14 protein-coding genes are annotated in these 15,747 nt (G+C 63.2%); 8 read left to right on the top strand and 6 right to left on the bottom strand.

The features are described from left to right. The first annotated feature begins 70 nt into the window (after positions 1–70). Positions 71–2,239, top strand: coding sequence for a TonB-dependent siderophore receptor (locus tag ACVWWJ_RS08855; protein WP_456967452.1), 2,169 nt, complete (start codon positions 71–73; stop codon positions 2,237–2,239). Between the two features lie 4 nt (positions 2,240–2,243). Here the strand turns inward: ACVWWJ_RS08855 and ACVWWJ_RS08860 are convergent, their stop codons facing one another. After that, complete coding sequence (locus tag ACVWWJ_RS08860; protein WP_456967453.1) at positions 2,244–3,416, bottom strand: Fic family protein; 1,173 nt, start codon at positions 3,414–3,416, stop codon at positions 2,244–2,246. Positions 3,417–3,525: 109 nt separating this feature from the next. After that, positions 3,526–4,485, bottom strand: coding sequence for an AraC family transcriptional regulator (locus tag ACVWWJ_RS08865; protein ID WP_456967454.1), 960 nt, complete (start codon positions 4,483–4,485; stop codon positions 3,526–3,528). A 99-nt stretch (positions 4,486–4,584) separates the two neighbouring features. On the opposite strand from ACVWWJ_RS08865, the gene ACVWWJ_RS08870 reads away from it, so the two are divergent. After that, a complete protein-coding gene (locus ACVWWJ_RS08870) occupies positions 4,585–5,802 on the top strand; it encodes an MFS transporter (protein WP_456967455.1) in 1,218 nt (405 codons plus the stop codon). A gap of 50 nt (positions 5,803–5,852) precedes the next feature. Here ACVWWJ_RS08870 and ACVWWJ_RS08875 read toward each other — a convergent pair whose 3' ends face one another. Beyond that, positions 5,853–6,233: a DUF1090 domain-containing protein gene (locus ACVWWJ_RS08875; RefSeq protein ID WP_159891080.1), complete on the bottom strand. Its 381-nt coding sequence runs from the start codon at positions 6,231–6,233 to the stop codon at positions 5,853–5,855. 59 nt (positions 6,234–6,292) lie between these two features. Between ACVWWJ_RS08875 and ACVWWJ_RS08880 the strand changes: the two genes are divergently transcribed. After that, positions 6,293–6,637: a DUF488 domain-containing protein gene (locus tag ACVWWJ_RS08880; RefSeq protein WP_456969686.1), complete on the top strand. Its 345-nt coding sequence runs from the start codon at positions 6,293–6,295 to the stop codon at positions 6,635–6,637. Positions 6,638–6,647: 10 nt separating this feature from the next. Here ACVWWJ_RS08880 and ACVWWJ_RS08885 read toward each other — a convergent pair whose 3' ends face one another. Then, complete coding sequence (locus ACVWWJ_RS08885; protein WP_456967457.1) at positions 6,648–9,647, bottom strand: beta-galactosidase; 3,000 nt, start codon at positions 9,645–9,647, stop codon at positions 6,648–6,650. A 130-nt stretch (positions 9,648–9,777) separates the two neighbouring features. Further along, positions 9,778–10,962 (bottom strand): MFS transporter, encoded by a 1,185-nt coding sequence (locus ACVWWJ_RS08890; RefSeq protein ID WP_456967458.1) that lies wholly within the window; start codon positions 10,960–10,962, stop codon positions 9,778–9,780. A 221-nt stretch (positions 10,963–11,183) separates the two neighbouring features. On the opposite strand from ACVWWJ_RS08890, the gene ACVWWJ_RS08895 reads away from it, so the two are divergent. Continuing rightward, on the top strand, positions 11,184–12,059 hold the full coding sequence (locus ACVWWJ_RS08895; protein WP_456967460.1) for an alpha/beta hydrolase family protein: 876 nt from the start codon (positions 11,184–11,186) through the stop codon (positions 12,057–12,059). A 7-nt stretch (positions 12,060–12,066) separates the two neighbouring features. Here the strand turns inward: ACVWWJ_RS08895 and ACVWWJ_RS08900 are convergent, their stop codons facing one another. Then, positions 12,067–12,339 carry a hypothetical protein gene (locus ACVWWJ_RS08900; RefSeq protein ID WP_456967461.1) on the bottom strand — a complete coding sequence of 91 codons (273 nt, stop codon included), beginning with the start codon at positions 12,337–12,339 and terminating at the stop codon, positions 12,067–12,069. Positions 12,340–12,552: 213 nt separating this feature from the next. Between ACVWWJ_RS08900 and ACVWWJ_RS08905 the strand changes: the two genes are divergently transcribed. From ACVWWJ_RS08905 to ACVWWJ_RS08920, 4 genes are all read left to right on the top strand, one after another. Continuing rightward, on the top strand, positions 12,553–12,996 hold the full coding sequence (locus tag ACVWWJ_RS08905; RefSeq protein WP_456967462.1) for a MarR family winged helix-turn-helix transcriptional regulator: 444 nt from the start codon (positions 12,553–12,555) through the stop codon (positions 12,994–12,996). Then, positions 12,993–14,507, top strand: coding sequence for a DHA2 family efflux MFS transporter permease subunit (locus tag ACVWWJ_RS08910; protein ID WP_456967463.1), 1,515 nt, complete (start codon positions 12,993–12,995; stop codon positions 14,505–14,507). The genes ACVWWJ_RS08905 and ACVWWJ_RS08910 overlap by 4 nt, the downstream gene beginning before the upstream one ends. A 288-nt stretch (positions 14,508–14,795) precedes the next feature. Further along, entirely contained in the window at positions 14,796–15,170 is a 375-nt protein-coding gene (locus ACVWWJ_RS08915) for an addiction module antidote protein (RefSeq protein WP_456967464.1), read from the top strand. Positions 15,171–15,262: 92 nt separating this feature from the next. Continuing rightward, positions 15,263–15,694, top strand: a complete 432-nt coding sequence (locus tag ACVWWJ_RS08920; protein ID WP_456967466.1) for a cupin domain-containing protein — start codon at positions 15,263–15,265, stop codon at positions 15,692–15,694. Positions 15,695–15,747 lie beyond the last annotated feature (53 nt).

Here is a 15,747-nt window from a genome sequence, read left to right on the forward strand (position 1 = left end):
CCCCCGTCGTGAACTCTTGCAAGCGGAATCCCCGCTTGTGTAGTCCAAAACGCAGTAGGGGCGTCCTCCCATGTTTGAACTCCGCACCAGCCGTCCGCGGCTGCTTTCGCTGGCCATCGGTCTTGCTTTCTCCGTTCCCGCCATCGCGCAGACCCAGTCGACAACTTCCGACGGCGCCGCCACCACGCTCGATGCGGTGAAGGTCCGCGGCCAGCGCACGTCGAATTACACCGTCGACCAGACCGCCGTCGCCACGCGCCTGCCTCTTTCGCTGCAGGACACGCCGCAGTCGGTAAGTGTCATCACGGAACAGCGCATCGAAGACCAGAACCTGACGTCGGTGCGCAGCGTTCTCGACAACACGACCGGTGTGTTCTCCAGTGCGTACGACTCCGAGCGGGTGCTGTTCTACGCGCGCGGTTTCCAGATCGAGAACATGGCGTACGACGGTGTGCCCGTGGCACCCGGCATCAATGCAGGCTCAGCGGACGGCACGCTGGATACCTCGATTTACGAGCGCATTGAAGTCGTACGCGGCGCGTCGGGCCTGCTCAGTGGCGCCGGCAGCCCGTCGGCCCTGATCAACTTCGTGCGCAAGCATGCCGATAGCCGCACGCTGCAGGCGGACGCCACGGTGAGCTACGGCTCGTACAACAACCAGCGCGAGTCGGTGGACGTATCCACGCCGCTGAACGCCTCCGGCAGCGTGCGAGGACGCGTGGTTGCGACGCACGATCAAGGTAATTCCTACCTCGATCGCTACAGCAACAAGAAGGATGTGCTCTACGGCGTGGTCGATGCCGACCTTGGCGAAAACACGACGCTGAGTGTCGGTTTCGATTGGCAGAAGTCCAAGCCGAAGGGCGTGACCTGGGGGTCGTACCCGGTGTTCTACGACGATGGCGGATCCATCGAGTGGCGTCGTGGTTTCAGCAGTGCAGCCGACTGGAGTCGCTGGACGAACACCACCAAGACCGGTTTCATCGACCTCAAGCACGAATTTGACAACGGCTGGCAGGCGCACGCCATGGCCAGCCACCGCGAGACGCAGGGTGACTCGCAGCTTTTCTACGTGTTCGGCTTCCCCAATCGCGACACGGGCGCGGGCGTCGATCCGTTCGCCTACCAGGGCCGCGATCGCGGCCGGCAGAACATGCTGGATCTGTATGCGTCGGGTCCATTCGAAGCGTTCGGCCGCGAGCACGAACTGGTCGTGGGTGCGAGCGGTTCGCACTACACCAAGGACTCCACCGAGAACGCGCACGGCGACCTTCCGCCGATCGACAACTTCCTCGACTGGAGTGGCGACTATCCGTTCCCGGATTTCGCAGCCACGGGCGACCGCACGACCCTGTCACGCACGGTGCAGAATGGCCTGTATGTCGCCGCGCGCCTGCAGCTGGCCGATCCGCTCAAGCTCATCGCCGGCGCGCGCTACGCCAAGTGGAAGAACGATACCGACGACGTGTCCGCCGGTACCTTCCACCAGAAGGACAGTAAGACCATTCCGTATGCCGGCCTGATCTACGAGATCAACCCGACGTATTCCGCGTTTGTCAGCTATACGGAAATCTTCGACCCGCAGGACAACCGTCGTGCCGACGGCAGCTTCCTGGATCCCATGACGGGTAGCAGTCGCGAGATCGGTATCAAGGGGCGTCACTTCGATGGCCTGCTGAATACGTCGCTAACCTTCTTCGAGACACGCCAGGACAACGTGGCTGAGGCCGACGTCGGCCAGTTCCTTCCGGATGGCCGTACGCAGGCGTATCACCCGGTCAACGGCACCAAGTCGCGCGGCTTCGAAACCGAAGTCTCCGGGCAGTTGTCGGATACGTGGAACGCGACGCTGGGCTGGTCGCACTTCAACATCAAGGGATTGGGCGACGACGGCACGCGTACGGCGTTGAGCACGTCGTTGCCGCGTACGCTGGTTCGGCTGTTCACCACGTACACGCTGCCGGGAAGCTGGAACCGCGTGACAGTCGGCGGCGGCGCGAACTGGCAGTCGGCCAGCCATGCACCGGTCGACGGCCCCGAAGGCCCGCAGACCGTGAACCAGTCGTCGGTAATGCTGGTGAGCGCCATGGCGAAGTACGCGTTCTCGCCGCAGGCCTCGCTGCAGCTCAATGCGGACAACCTGCTCAACCGGAAGTACTTCGTCCTCGATCAGTACAGCGACCTGTACTACGCGCCGCCGAACAGTGTCACGCTGACGTTCAATTACAAGTTCCTTTGATGGATCAGTTGCGTTCGAGTCGCTCCAATACATCGGACGCACGGAATATCCGGTTGCGCTTTCGCTCCGGATAACGGTCCTGCAGGATGCCGCGGTCGACCAGCAGGTCGACTGCGGTGGATGCTGTCTGGAACGAGGTGTGCAGGAGCAGTGCCACTTCGCTGATGCTCGTCACCGGGTGACCAAGTAGCAGCGTGGGGAGGCGATGTGCCACGGCATCCGAACGGATATCGACGAGCCTGGCCATCCACATGGCAAGAATGTCGTTCATATCACGGGCGATGGAGAGCGACGTGTCGCATGCGTCGACCACGGCGTTGCACAGGAACTCTACCCAGGCATCCCATTGATCCTTGAGCTGTACACCCGCGAGGCTGCTGTAATACGCATGGCGATGCCTCAGCAGGAAGCCTGAAAGATAGAGCGGCGGGTAACCCGACTCGGCCAGCATGAGCGGCATGAGCAGCCGTCCCACGCGTCCGTTCCCGTCGGCAAACGGATGGATGGTTTCGAACTGCGCATGAGTGATAGCGAGTCTGACGACAATACCAAGCAAGTGGTACTCGTCTTCGTTCGTCTCGTAGCGAAGCATGGATGTCTCAAGCTCTTGCATGCAAGCATCGATAAACGTAGGCGGCGGCGGAACGAAGGTCGCATCCTCGATACGCCCTGAGCCGATCCACGCCTGTGTATCGCGCCATTCGCCGGGCCGGACGTGTTGCTGCGCTCCCTGCATCAGGACGTCATGCAGGCGTTTGACGATATCGAGCGTCAGTCCACGAGTGTCGCGTGATTCGAGAGCATCCAGGCCGTCCTTCAGAGCGACCACGTAGCGCTCGGTAACCTGGGCATCAGCGGTGCCCCCATCGTTGCCCTGGGTCGCCTCGTACTCCAGTAGCTCCGAAAGCTGGGTCCGTGTCCCCTCGATCTGCGAGCTTTGCACGGCCTCGCGGCGTGCGAGTGACCGTGTGATGAGTTCCGTATTCGGAATGTGGGCCGCCGCGTCCTGAAGGCGGCCAAGCGACTCGTGCGCGCGACTGATAGCCGCATTTGCGTGGTGCCCTAACGCCAGGATTCGGGCCGTGGCGGGTGGAACCAGCGCGTGGCAATGCGCATGCGGCTCGTCGCATTTAACGAGGCAGCGCTGTCGATTGGCACTCAGGTCCTGTCGGCGCATGGGACGCTTTTGTCTACTGCTAAGCTTGAATAAGCCTAGAGGTTATTCAAGGATAAGTCGATATCCTTGAATAAGGGGCCTCCTTATTCAAGGATACCAGGGCAACGGACTACCGCGACGCGTGCCTGACAGCCCCCGGCGGCTCGCCGATAACCCGCTTGAACGCACGGCTGAACGCGGCCAGCGAGCCGTAGCCCAGCTGGAAGGCCACGCTCTCGATGGTCGAGCCGTCGCGGCCTATCCACTGGGCGGCGAGGCGCATGCGCAACTCGGTGAGGTAGCGCACCGGTGTCATGCCGGTGACGGCGAGAAAGCGTTCGGCAAAGACAGAGCGCGAGCTGCCCATTTCGTCGGCGAGTTCGGCGACCGTCCAGTTCCGGCCCGGATCGCGGTGCATGGCGACGATGGCCTTACCCAGGCGAGGGTCGCGCAGGCCTTTCAACCAGCCCGACGCTTCGCCGCATCCCGACTCGACCCATCCGCGCACGATGATCGCGGAGATCACGTCAGCCAGCCGGGCAAGAATGCCGGCGAAACCTGCACGTTTGTTGCAGGACTCGCGTTCCATAGCGTCGAGCATGGGGCGCAGCTCCGGAGAGCGGTCGAGGAGGGTGCTCACGAGCATTACCTCGGGCATCGCCGTGACCAGGGGTTGCATGCCTCCCAGCTCGAATTCCATGCATCCGCTGAAGATCAGCGCACCATCTGCCTGCACGCTGGCATCGCAGTCCGGATGGATATTGGCGACGCTGTTGCACAGCGGCGTGGCCAGGAAGTCCGTGACATCCCGCGACGCGACGTCGGCCGACGAGACCAATACGTGCGGACGGCCTTGCGGGAGCAGCACGGCATCGCCTGTCTGCAGGGACAGCAGCCTGTCGTCGTGGGTGCGCAGGAGCACGGGCCCGCGCCCGATGAAATGGAACTGGGCGTGTCCCGGCTCGCCGGCAAAGCCGATCCCGAAGGGCCTGGCCAGCTCGATGCGGCGGTAATTGACGCCCACCAGGCGCATGCCGAGCAGCAGCTCGCTGGCGGCATCGGATTCGTCGGCAAACGCGGGCAGGGCCATAAGTCCGGACGCATGATCAAGGATTAAGGAGTAGCCATCATATACCGTCCGGCTTGAGGGGCCTAACATCCTCGCTTTCCTTTATGACTGGGAAGCGACATGTCGGCCTCTGCTGAAACCCGTGGCACGTTAGTGGAAACCGAAAAACCGGCCTGGACCGCCGTCTTCGCGGTGACCCTGGGTGTCTTTGCCCTGATTACAGCCGAATTCCTGCCCGCCAGCCTGCTCACCCCCATGGCGGCGAGCCTGGGCGTGACCGAGGGCATGGCCGGGCAGACCGTGACGGCCACGGCGGCGATCGCCCTGGTCACGAGCCTGGTGATCTCGGTGCTCACCCGAAACATCGACCGTCGGATCGTGCTGCTGTCGTTCTCCGTCCTGCTGGTGGCCTCGAACCTGCTGGTTGCCTTCGCGCCGACGCTCTCACTGGTGCTCGTGGGTCGCGTGCTGCTCGGTATCGCCATTGGCGGCTTCTGGACGATGTCCGCCGCGGTTGCGATGCGTCTGGTACCCGAGGCGATGGTGCCAAGGGCGCTCTCCATCATCTTCACCGGCGTATCAGTCGCAACGGTTGCTGCTGCTCCGCTCGGAAGCTACTTCGGTCACATCATCGGCTGGCGCAATGTCTTCCTCATCGCGACCGTGATCGGCGTGCTGGCGTTCTTCTGGCAGCTCGTTGTGTTGCCGAAGATGGCGCCGACCGGCTCGGCACGCATGGGCACGATGGTCGAGGTCATGAAACGTCCCGTCATGCGGGCAGGCATGGTCTCGGTGTTGTTGGTTTTCACCGGTCACTTCGCCTTCTTCACTTATCTACGCCCCTTCCTCGAAGTCGTAACCGGCGTCGGCGTGAATGGCCTCTCCGTGATCCTGCTTGGCTTCGGCGTGGCGAACTTCATCGGCACGTCGCTTGCGGGCTTCATGCTCGAGCGTAGCCTGCGCATGACCCTGCTGGTGATGCCGTTGGCCATGGGCGGTATCGCGCTGGCCCTCGTCGCGCTGGGTCGCGCCCCGATCGCGGATGCTCTGCTCGTTGCGCTCTGGGGCATGGCCTTCGGTGCGGTGCCCGTAGCATGGACCACGTGGATCACGAAGACGGTTCCCGACGAGGCCGAGAGTGGTGGTGGGCTGATCGTCGCCGCCGTGCAGTTCGCGATCACGCTGGGTGCTGCGGCCGGCGGCCTCGTCTTCGATCGCGCAGGCGCCTCCGGTGTATTCGTCGGTGCAGGCGCCGTGCTGTTCGTAGCGGCGGCGATGATCTTCGTCAGCCTGCGGGAGCCCTCCGAGGCAACGCTGGCGGTAGCCTCCGACGCGTGATGATGTCGGTGGCGGGATGATCAAGCCGGTCATCCCGCCATGTCGAAAGCTTATTTCCCGGCGTTGATCAACGCCTCTTCCAGGTCAGCATGGGCCTGGTCAAGCTTGCGCTGGCGGTCGGCGACTTTCTTCGGGCTCTTGCCCTGATCCTTCGCTTCCTGCAGATCGCGCTCGTTTTCGGCGACGTTGTCGCGGGCCTTGGCCACTTTCTTGTTTGCGGCACTCTGCAACGATGCATCGGTGCAATGCGCGGTCACTTCCGCCAACGCTGTCTGCAGTCCCCGGACGCGTGCGGCGTTGTTGTGGCTCTGGGCGTAGGCAATCTCGGTTTCGATCGACTGGCGTTTCGTGTCGCATCCAGCGGACTGGGCGAGGACAACACTCGGGACGATGAACGATGCAAGCAGCACGATCGAGGGAAGAACTTTCATAAGGTCGCTTCTCCGGGTGATGGGGATCCATAATGGATCCACACCCTGGAGTGGATGCCATGCCCAGCATGTCCGTCAAGCGTGTCTACGATGAGCCGTCACCTCGCGACGGGATGCGCGTTCTGGTCGACCGGCTCTGGCCCCGCGGCCTGACCAAGGAAAAGGCGGCCGTCGACCTCTGGCTCAAGGAGATCGCGCCGTCCCCCACGTTGCGAACCTGGTTCGACCATCGCGAGGATCGCTTCGAGGCATTTGCCGAAAAGTACCGGCAGGAGCTCGAGCACAACCCTGCGGTGGCCGAATTACGGGCGCTGAACAAGAAGCGCAAGGTGACGCTGCTCTATGGCGCGCATGATCCTGCGATCAACCATGCCGTCGTGCTGGAGGCATGGCTGACCGGCTGATCGCCGGTGCTCACTTTGCGGCATCACCCGAGGCGGCATTCGCGCGCGTCTTCTGGCCCTGCATGACTTGCCGGTAATCCGGCGCGGTCACGGCCCGGATCTCCAGCGACGTCCGATAATTGCCCTGCGCCACCAGCGACACCTCGCCCAGGCCACCGTCCTGCGCCGTGCTCCACGATGCAATGGCGATCGTATTGTCCCCGTGCGTGTTCAGCAGGCCAGCCGGCATTTCAAAGTCCGTCTGCGGACCGACGTCGCTGATGTAACGACCGATCTGCCAGCCGTTGATGAAAATGATGGCGCGATAGTGGTGCGGCGCGACGTCATGGATGCGTAGCGCTACGGGTACGTCCTGCCCTTGCGGAAGGTCGAGATGGAACGTCGTGCGATACCAGTCGACACCGGGTCTTTCGGTGGCGCGGGGCAGGGTGGTCGTCGCCCACTTGCTATCCGCAAAGCCGGGCAGCTGCCAGCCCATGCGTTCGCCATAAAAACCGCCCGCATTGAACGGCCCGCGAACGGGGTCGGGCAGGTTCTCACCGCCGACATTGCCCTGGATCTTCCAGTGGATGTCCGTGGGTGTGCCGGCAAACGACGCGGCGATCAGTCCGCGCGGTTCACGGAATGTGCCGCTGTGTTCCTCCTGCAGGTGGCCGGTGTTCTCGACCAGAACGGAAACGATGTTGTCGCCGCCCGGCTTCAGCCACGTTGGATCGATCGGGAACTGCTGCGCACCGCTCGGGTTGTTGCCGAGGAAGTGACCGTTGAGCCAGGCGGTAAAAATACCGTGGTTACCCAGGTGCACGCCCGTGTTCGCCGAGAGCTGGATGGCCGCTTCTTTGCCTGTAGCCTTGAAGTGGCCGCGATACCACACGTTACCGTGGTGGAAGCCATAATCGTCGCTGTCGAGAATCGGTAGCTTATGGTTCCAGTAAGGATTGGGCGTGCTGGCTCGGTCGGCGGCCAGCCAGTCCCTGTCGTTGAAGGTCGGAGCGATTTCCGGATCGGCCTCGCTGACATGCCATGTGGCAAGGGTCGGCAGCGACACGGCAGCCGGGCCATCCAGGCGGCCTTGAAGGCTGCCCGAGGCGGTGACGTCGGTGCGGACCGGCGCGCCATTCCACGACAGGCCCCGTGTGTCCGGCGCGGCGAACAGCTCGATGTCGCCGGCCTTATCGGTATCGCCGGTCAAGGCGACCTGATCGCCCTGCTGGTTGGCACGACGTGCGAGGTACGGGCCGCGGACGAGAACGGGGCCGTTCGTCGTATCGACCTTCCAGAACGTCGTGGCGGCTTCGTTGTCGCCGATCAGCAACAGCAACGAACGGTCACCCTGGCTTATGGCGACGCGTGCCAGTCCGTCATGACGATAGTTCAGGCGTAGCGTGTGCGTGGCTGCGTCCCAATGAGTGGCGACGTTGCCGTCGATCACATGCGTGGTGGGCTCTGCCGTATAGCGCAGGACGGTTTCTCCGTCCTCACCGTGCCGGCCGTACAAGACCGCGATATCGCGTTCACCCAGACGGAGCCATGTCATCAGTTCGGAGGTGGAGTACGCGAGTTCCTGCTTGCCGAAGGCGTAGTTGGCGAGGAGCATCTTGGAATCGCGGCCATTGATGCGAATGGCTGTACCCGCCTGCTGCGGGATGGTCGTGTCACCCGCACTGGCCAGCGCGATCTTGAGGTGCGTCGTATCGTTCGATGTATCGGCCGCCTCGGCGTGCCGCAGAATGTAAACGCGCGTGCCGTCGTCTGGATTGCGCAGCGCGTTGACGTGTACGCGACGGTTGTCCGGCACCGAGCTGGCGACCGCATCAGTACGCGCGAGTGGCTTCACGGCCTGGGTCATGTAACCGATGAGCTTCTGCTGGTCGTACTTGCTGGTGAGCTGACGATTCGCCGTGATAGCCGCGCCGTAGTCGTAGGAGGTGTACACGCCCGGCGACGACAGCCAGCCCCAGTTGATACCGCCGTACGTCATGTAGAAATTCTGCATGGTCGAGCCGGCGGCGATCGTCGCCTCGTAAAACACCCGCTCGAAATCCGGCCCGGTGAGTTTGCGGCAGGCTTCATAACCCGGACCACCCCAGACGTCGAACGCGCCACCCTGGTATTCCGGGAAAAACAGTGGCCAGCGCGTCAGGTCCTTGCGCTCGCTGGCAAAGTCGTAGACACCGTTCCAGCGTTCGGGGCGCGTGCAGTCGAAGTCCGCCGGGTAGGAGTCGAAGCCGGGGATATCCACGGCGCCGACGCCGGTGAAGAAGTTGCCGTTGTGATTGCCGGTGAGTGGCACGGTGATGCCGTCGGCCCGCGCTTTGTCTTCGATGTCCTGCATGTAGCGGCGGCTATCGGCGGAATCGTCGTAGAGCTCGTTTTCGACCTGATAAAGCAGCACGGTGCCACGGCCATCGGTGACCTGGTGGCGTGCGAGGATACGGTCGATCTCGGTCATCCACTCGCGATACGCGGCCGTGTAGTCCGGCGCGGTGGAACGCGGCTTGCCGGCGGTGGTCACCAGCCAGCCCGGGAAGCCACCCGCGTCGGTCTCCGCGTTGATGTACGGGCCGGGCCGCGCGATGACATAAAGGCCCGCGTCGCGTGCCATATCCAGCAGTCGGTCGACATCGCGGATGCCGGAGAAGTCGTAGACGCCGCGTCGCGGTGAGTGGTAACCCCAGTCGAAGTAGATTTCCACGGCGTTGAAGCCAGCGGCTTTCATCTTCTGCAACACATCGGCCCATAGATCGGGCGAGGGCAGGCGCCAGTAGTGGAACGAGCCTGACCAGATATAGGTCGGCTTGCCGTCGATGATCAGCGAGTAGTGGTCGAAGGTAACGGTATGCGCCGGAGGCGCAGGAGCCGCCGGAGCGGCCGGAGCGGCAGATTGCGCGGCTTGCGCGGCTTGCGCGCCGCCCGCGAATGTCACGGTGCATATGACGGAAAGCGCCACTAACGACAGCGCGGTAGCGCGACCGGCCAGACGGCCATTCGACTTGCGAGAAACCAACATCCCCAACCTCCGATCGGCGACGAGCGCCATGCGTCATCCGTCGGAGGTTGGGGCATTCTGGGTACATTTGCAAATTTGTGGCTATGTCATGCCAAGACGCGCAGCGTGGCGGCCTCCTGTGGGAAACGATTCATCGGCGAATGGGTGCTCGCGAAAGCGCCCGCCCAAGCCCCCAGGCCGCCACCCCCACCAACGGGATCCCCATCGCCCAAGGCAACGACGCCGCCACCGCAAACAACATCGTCCCGCTGGCCGGCCCCAACGTATCCTTCAGATCGTTAGCCACCGACACCGCCGCCATGTACGTGGCACGTGTCTTCGGCGCGGCCAGCTCATTTACCGCTGAAGGGATGAGTGGGCTGGAGAACATATCGGCTGTCGCAAAGCACGTCATCGCCGCGACCAGCGCGACAAGGCTCGGTGATGCCAGCAGGATGCCGAAGGCCAGGATGAGTACGGCCGCACTGGCCAGCACCAAAGCGCGTGCGCTGAAACGTGCGGTAAGGCGGGTCACCGGAATCTGCAACACGGCGGTCAGAACCGCGCTGAAGGTGAAGAGCAGGCCTACGCCAGAGGGGCTCAGTGTTCCGGCAGCATGCACGCTCAGGGGCAGGACGGTTTCCACCCAGCTTCCCGATAGTTCCAGCAGCATGAAACAAAGAAGCAGCCCCCCAAGGCGCCGATCACGAAGCGCGGGAAGCAGGGCCGAGAAGCCTTCCTCGTCGTCGTCTTCGTCGTCCCCGCCGATATGTCGAGTCTCAGGCAGCAGGCAAGCGACCACGACCGCGACCAGCAGAAGCGCTACCGCAGAACCAACGAAGACCGTGCTCAACGAGCGCAACACGAGGATGGCGCCGATCGCGGGCCCGATGGCTCGCCCGACACTGGAAAGCACGCGTGCCACGGCAAAGTAATGCCGTGTGTCTTCCTGCGGCACCACGTCGCCGATAACGGTGAAGGCCGTGGGATGCAGCACGCTTTCGAAGACGCCGATCATCAGCAAGACGATCGCCGTGGCCAGCACGCCATGGCAGAACGACAGGAGGAGAAAGCCAAGGCCGACGCCAGCTGTCGAAGCCAGCAACACGGGCCGCCGCCCGAGCCGATCGGCGATGCCGCCCAGGAGCGGCGTGGCAAGCAACTCACCGCCCGCGTAACAGCCAAAAAGCACGCCGATCCAGGCAACGGGCACGTCAGCGTCTTTCTGCGCCCAGAGGGCAAAGAAAGGCAGCATCACACCGTCGCCGATACTGATGAAAAGGAAGAGGAGGGCGGCGATGGACGCCGGTTTTCTGAGAAGGGTAAGCAGGTTCACGGTTATCAACTCCACGCAGCGAACAGCTACCGCGAAGGCAGCTGCACAGGATGCGCGTTGGTTGACGTAAACGCTTACGGCCGCCTGAGGTGGCGACAAGAACGGCGAGAGACTATCAGTCGGCGACAGCCATGCCAAGAGTGCCGCCGAAAATGCTTCGCAACGCCTATGATCAGCTCCACGCTTTTCCACTTCTTCCGAACTTCCGAACGAGGGGCAGCATGAAGATCCAAACGACGTTTACGCGGCTTGCGGCATGCCTGTTGTTTTGCACGGGCGGGTTTTCCGCGACGGTCCACGGTGCGGATGCGAAAGCCTCCATGGTGACCATGCAGATCCCCAGTCACGGATCGCCCATGAACGGCCTGGTGTACGTTGCGGTGGGTGCCGGTCCCCATCCGGTCGTGATCCTGCTGCACGGCTTCCCGGGCAATGAGCGCAACCTCGATCTTGCCCAGGACATGCGCCGCGCCGGTTGGGACGTCCTGTTCTTCAACTACCGAGGTTCGTGGGGAACGCCGGGCGACTTCTCGTTCTCACACAGCATGGAAGACGTCGCAGCTGCCGTTGCCTATCTTCGCCAGCCTGAGAACGCGAAACGACTGCGTCTGGATCCGTCACGCATCGTGCTGGTGGGTCACAGCATGGGCGGCTTCATGGCGGTAGAGGGCGCTGGCGCGGATCCCGCGATCAAGGGCATCGCAATGATCTCGGGCGCCGACATGGCGGGAACATACGCGCAGATGCAGGCGCAGAGTTCGCGGACGGACGCGGTGAAGAAAATGGCGGCTGCACTTGGAGAAGAGGGCATGGCGCCGCTCAACGGGTGCACGCCCGAGAGTCTGGCGAGGGAGCTCGCTGACCACGTAACCGTGTGGCCGTTCCGCTCGATGGTTGGCGCGCTCAAGGATCGCCCGGCGTTCGTGATCACCTCGGACGATGGGCTGGCGCCTGCGGATGAGGCTTTCGCCGGCGCGCTGCGTCAGGCTGGCGATACGAAGGTCACGACGCTCCACCTGCCGACGGATCATGCGTATTCCGATCAGCGTTCCGAACTGTCGAACGCCCTGTTGCAGTGGCTCGCGACGTTCAACTGATCACTCGTCAGTAGCGCACGTCCAGAGTGTCGCAGAGGCGCAGCATCGCCCGGCCGATGCCACGCTTGGGCGGGCTCGCGTCGGACGGGAGCATGACAACGACCAGCAGCGCAGCCTTCTCGACGTCTTCGAGTCCAAGCTCGCCGGCCTGGCTTCGCAGGAGGTAGGCGCGGAAACGCGCTTCCTCGATATCCCCTTCAAGCATCGCCCGGCCGATCGCCGACGCGTCCTGGGCGAGACGGCTGCGGGTGAGGACGGTTTCTCTGTCGACGGTGGCCATGATTTGAGAATAGGCCGGTGCCAGCCACGTTGGGATCGGCCGTGCGGGCTACCCGGGCAGGGCGTCTGGCTGTACCGGAAGGCCTAGACGGCAGAGCGATCAGGCGCAACTACTTGCGTACTTGCAACTATCGCAAGCACGAGTACTATTGCGTCTATGCATAAGCTACCTCCAGGCACTCATCCGCTAGCCGCCGAGCTCATGGGCGTGCTCATGCCCATCATCAAGGATAGCCAGGCCGGCGTTGCCGCGGTCATGGCGGGCTTCGACCTCACCTTCTCCCAGCTACGCATGCTGTGGATCCTGGACAACTCCGGGTCCGATCTGGCGGTGAACGAGCTCGCGGAGACGGTTTCCCTCTCGCTGCCGGCCGCCGGGCGTGCCGTCGACGGAATGGTCCGCCTCGGCCTGCTTACCCGGCGGGAAGACGAGGCGGACCGGCGCATCAAACGGATCGGCCTTGCCGAGCCCGGCCGCGAAGCGCTGGAGAAGATCGGTCGTGCGCGCGGCCGTTCCGCGGATCGCTTCGTCGAAGCGCTCACCGACGCCGAACGAGCCACGCTGGCCGACGCGCTGTCCGCGCTCGGTGTGCTCACCCGCAAACATTTCGCCGGCCCCACCGGCACCTTCTCCTGTTCCCCGGAAAAACCCGAATGAACGCCCCCACCAAAACCGATACGCCGCCGGCGCTCGATCGCCGGCTATTGCAGATCGCGTCCGTCGTCGTGCTCGGCAGCTTCATGTCGATCCTCGACACGACCATCGTCAACGTCGCGATCCGCGAGTTGTCGCACTCGTTCGGCACCTCGCTTTCCGTCACGCAGTGGGTATCGACCGGCTACATGCTGGCGCTAGCCACGGTCATTCCGCTGACCGGTTGGGCTGCCGACCGCTTTGGAACGAAACGCCTTTACATCGGCTCCATCGCCTTGTTCGTGATCGGTTCCGCGCTGTGCGGGCTGGCGTGGTCGGCGACCTCGCTGATCGTCTTCCGTGTGCTGCAGGGCTTCGGTGGCGGCATGATCATGCCTGCGGGCATGACTATTCTTTCCCACGCCGCAGGCCGTGAACGGATGGGTCGGGTCATGGGCCTGGTCGGCATCCCGATGCTGGTCGCACCCATCGTCGGTCCCATCCTTGGTGGCTGGTTCGTCGACGACATCTCCTGGCGCTGGATTTTCTTCGTCAACCTGCCGATCGGCGTGATCGCACTGTATGCCGCGTCGCGCTTCCTCGATCGTGACGAGCCCAAGCCGCATCACGGTCTCGACTGGCGCGGTCTGCTGATGCTGTCGCCGGGGTTGGCGATCTTCGTTTACGGGCTCGCCGAAACGGCGGCGGGTGGCGGCTTCACGCGGCCTGATGCACTGGGCGGTGTCGTGCTCGGCCTGGGCCTGGTTCTCGCCTTCGTCTGGCATGCGCGTCGCAAGGAAGGTGCCCTGATCGACGTGCGCCTGTTCGGTACGCGTATCGTTGGCGCCGCGGCATCGACGTCGTTCTTCTTTGGTACGGCCTTCTTCGGCACCGCGCTGTTGCTGCCGCTGTACTTCCAGCTGGTGCGCGGTGATTCCGCACTGCACGCCGGCCTGCTGATGGCGGCGCAGGGCATCGGCGCGATGATCTCCATGCCCATTGCCGCACGCCTTACCGACAAAACGGGTCCCGGTCGCATCGTGCTCGTCGGTCTCAGCCTGACCGGCCTCGGCCTGCTCGGACTGACGCAGATCCAGAGCGACACGCAGATGTGGATGGTCGAGGGCATGCTGTTCCTGCTGGGCCTCGGCATGGGCTCCACGATGATGCCGTCTATGACGGCGGCACTGAGCAGCCTGCAGCGTCACGAGATCGCCCGCGTCACCAGCGGCATGAACGTGGTGCAGCGCGTCGGTGGCTCCGTGGGTACGGCCTTGCTGGCCGTGGTGTTGGCCCATCAGATCGCCAGCGTGATGCCCGGCACCGGCGTCACGGAATCGGGTCTCGCCGCGGCGCGCGGTATGACGCCTGAAATGCACGCGGTGATTCTGCCGGCGCTCGGTCGTGCGTTTGGTCACACCTTCGTGTGGGCTCTCGGTGTGGTCGTGCTGGGGCTCATCGCGGCGGCTTTCCTTCCGCGTAAGCGGGCGGTGCACAATGCTGAGCAGGCGGTTGCGGCGACGTTGGTGGATTGAACGCTCGAACGAAGGCCCCCTCATATGCCGCTATGCGGGCAATCAGGGGGTGGGATCCCTACGCGCTTCATAGGGAAGAGACGCTGCCGAAGAACCTACAGTCACTTGCATAGTGTCTCCAATTGGAGACACTATGCATACGAGTACCATACTTCAAACGAATGAGTTTTCGGAATGGATTCTTGTGCGGCGGCGACAAGTCTACGCAGGCGAAAGACATCGCAAAGGCGAGGTCATTGTTAGCGGACCGGGTGCGACCCAGCGATCGCAGAAAAACGAGGAGTAATCATGTCCACTAAATTCTCGGTGTTTGACGTTGCCGAATATCTCGACAGCGAGGAAGCGATTGCGACATACCTCAACGAAGTCTTGGCAGAGGACGATCACGAGCTTCTTCTGTCCGCACTCGACGACATCGCACGGGCGCGGGGAATGACTCAGGTGGCGGATGTCGCTGGTCTAACGCGGCCCGGCCTTTACAAGGCGCTGAAGCCGGGTGCGAAGACAGGGTTTGTCACACTAAGGAAGCTTGTCGGTGCACTCGGCCTTAAGATGATTTTCGTGCCGGCCAGCCATGTCGACGTGGCAAAACCACCGAAGCTTCGTTCTGCGGCGGCAGCAATCCGTGCGAAGCGAGCCGTGCGCCGTTCCGGCGAGGGTTAATCAAAGATCTTGGTGCATCGAGCCACATCATTTTTGGTTCTTTTCCCTACCACCGGCTAGGCGCAACATGGTTGCTCCATAAGGAGCAACGCATGAAAACGAAGATCCTTCTCTCCGCCCTGCTGGCCGCCACCGGTTTTTCGTTCGCCGTGACCGCTGGCGCCCACGGTCAGGGCGACGCCGTAAAGCCCAACTTCTCCCATGCCATCACCAACATCCCCGGCAAGTCGATCGTCGCCGTCGAAGTGATGTATCCGCCGGGTGGCGCGTCGCAGCCGCATACCCATGCGAAGTCGGCTTTCATCTATGCATACGTGGTTTCCGGCGCGATCGAAAGCCAGGTGGGTGATGAGCCCGCGCATGTCTACACGGCCGGCCAGGCCTTCTACGAAGAGCCCGGCGCTCACCATCGCGTCAGCCGCAATGCGAGCAAGACGGAACCCGCCAAGCTCCTCGCCGTGTTCGTCGTCGATACCGCCGATACCGCGTTGACCACGCCGGACACGCAGGGCGCAGGCCGCTAAAGCCAAGGCAACCAGCATTCTCGGGATCCGTCTTCCCGACAGCGCGATCGCGC

Source organism: Luteibacter sp. HA06, assembly GCF_054061215.1.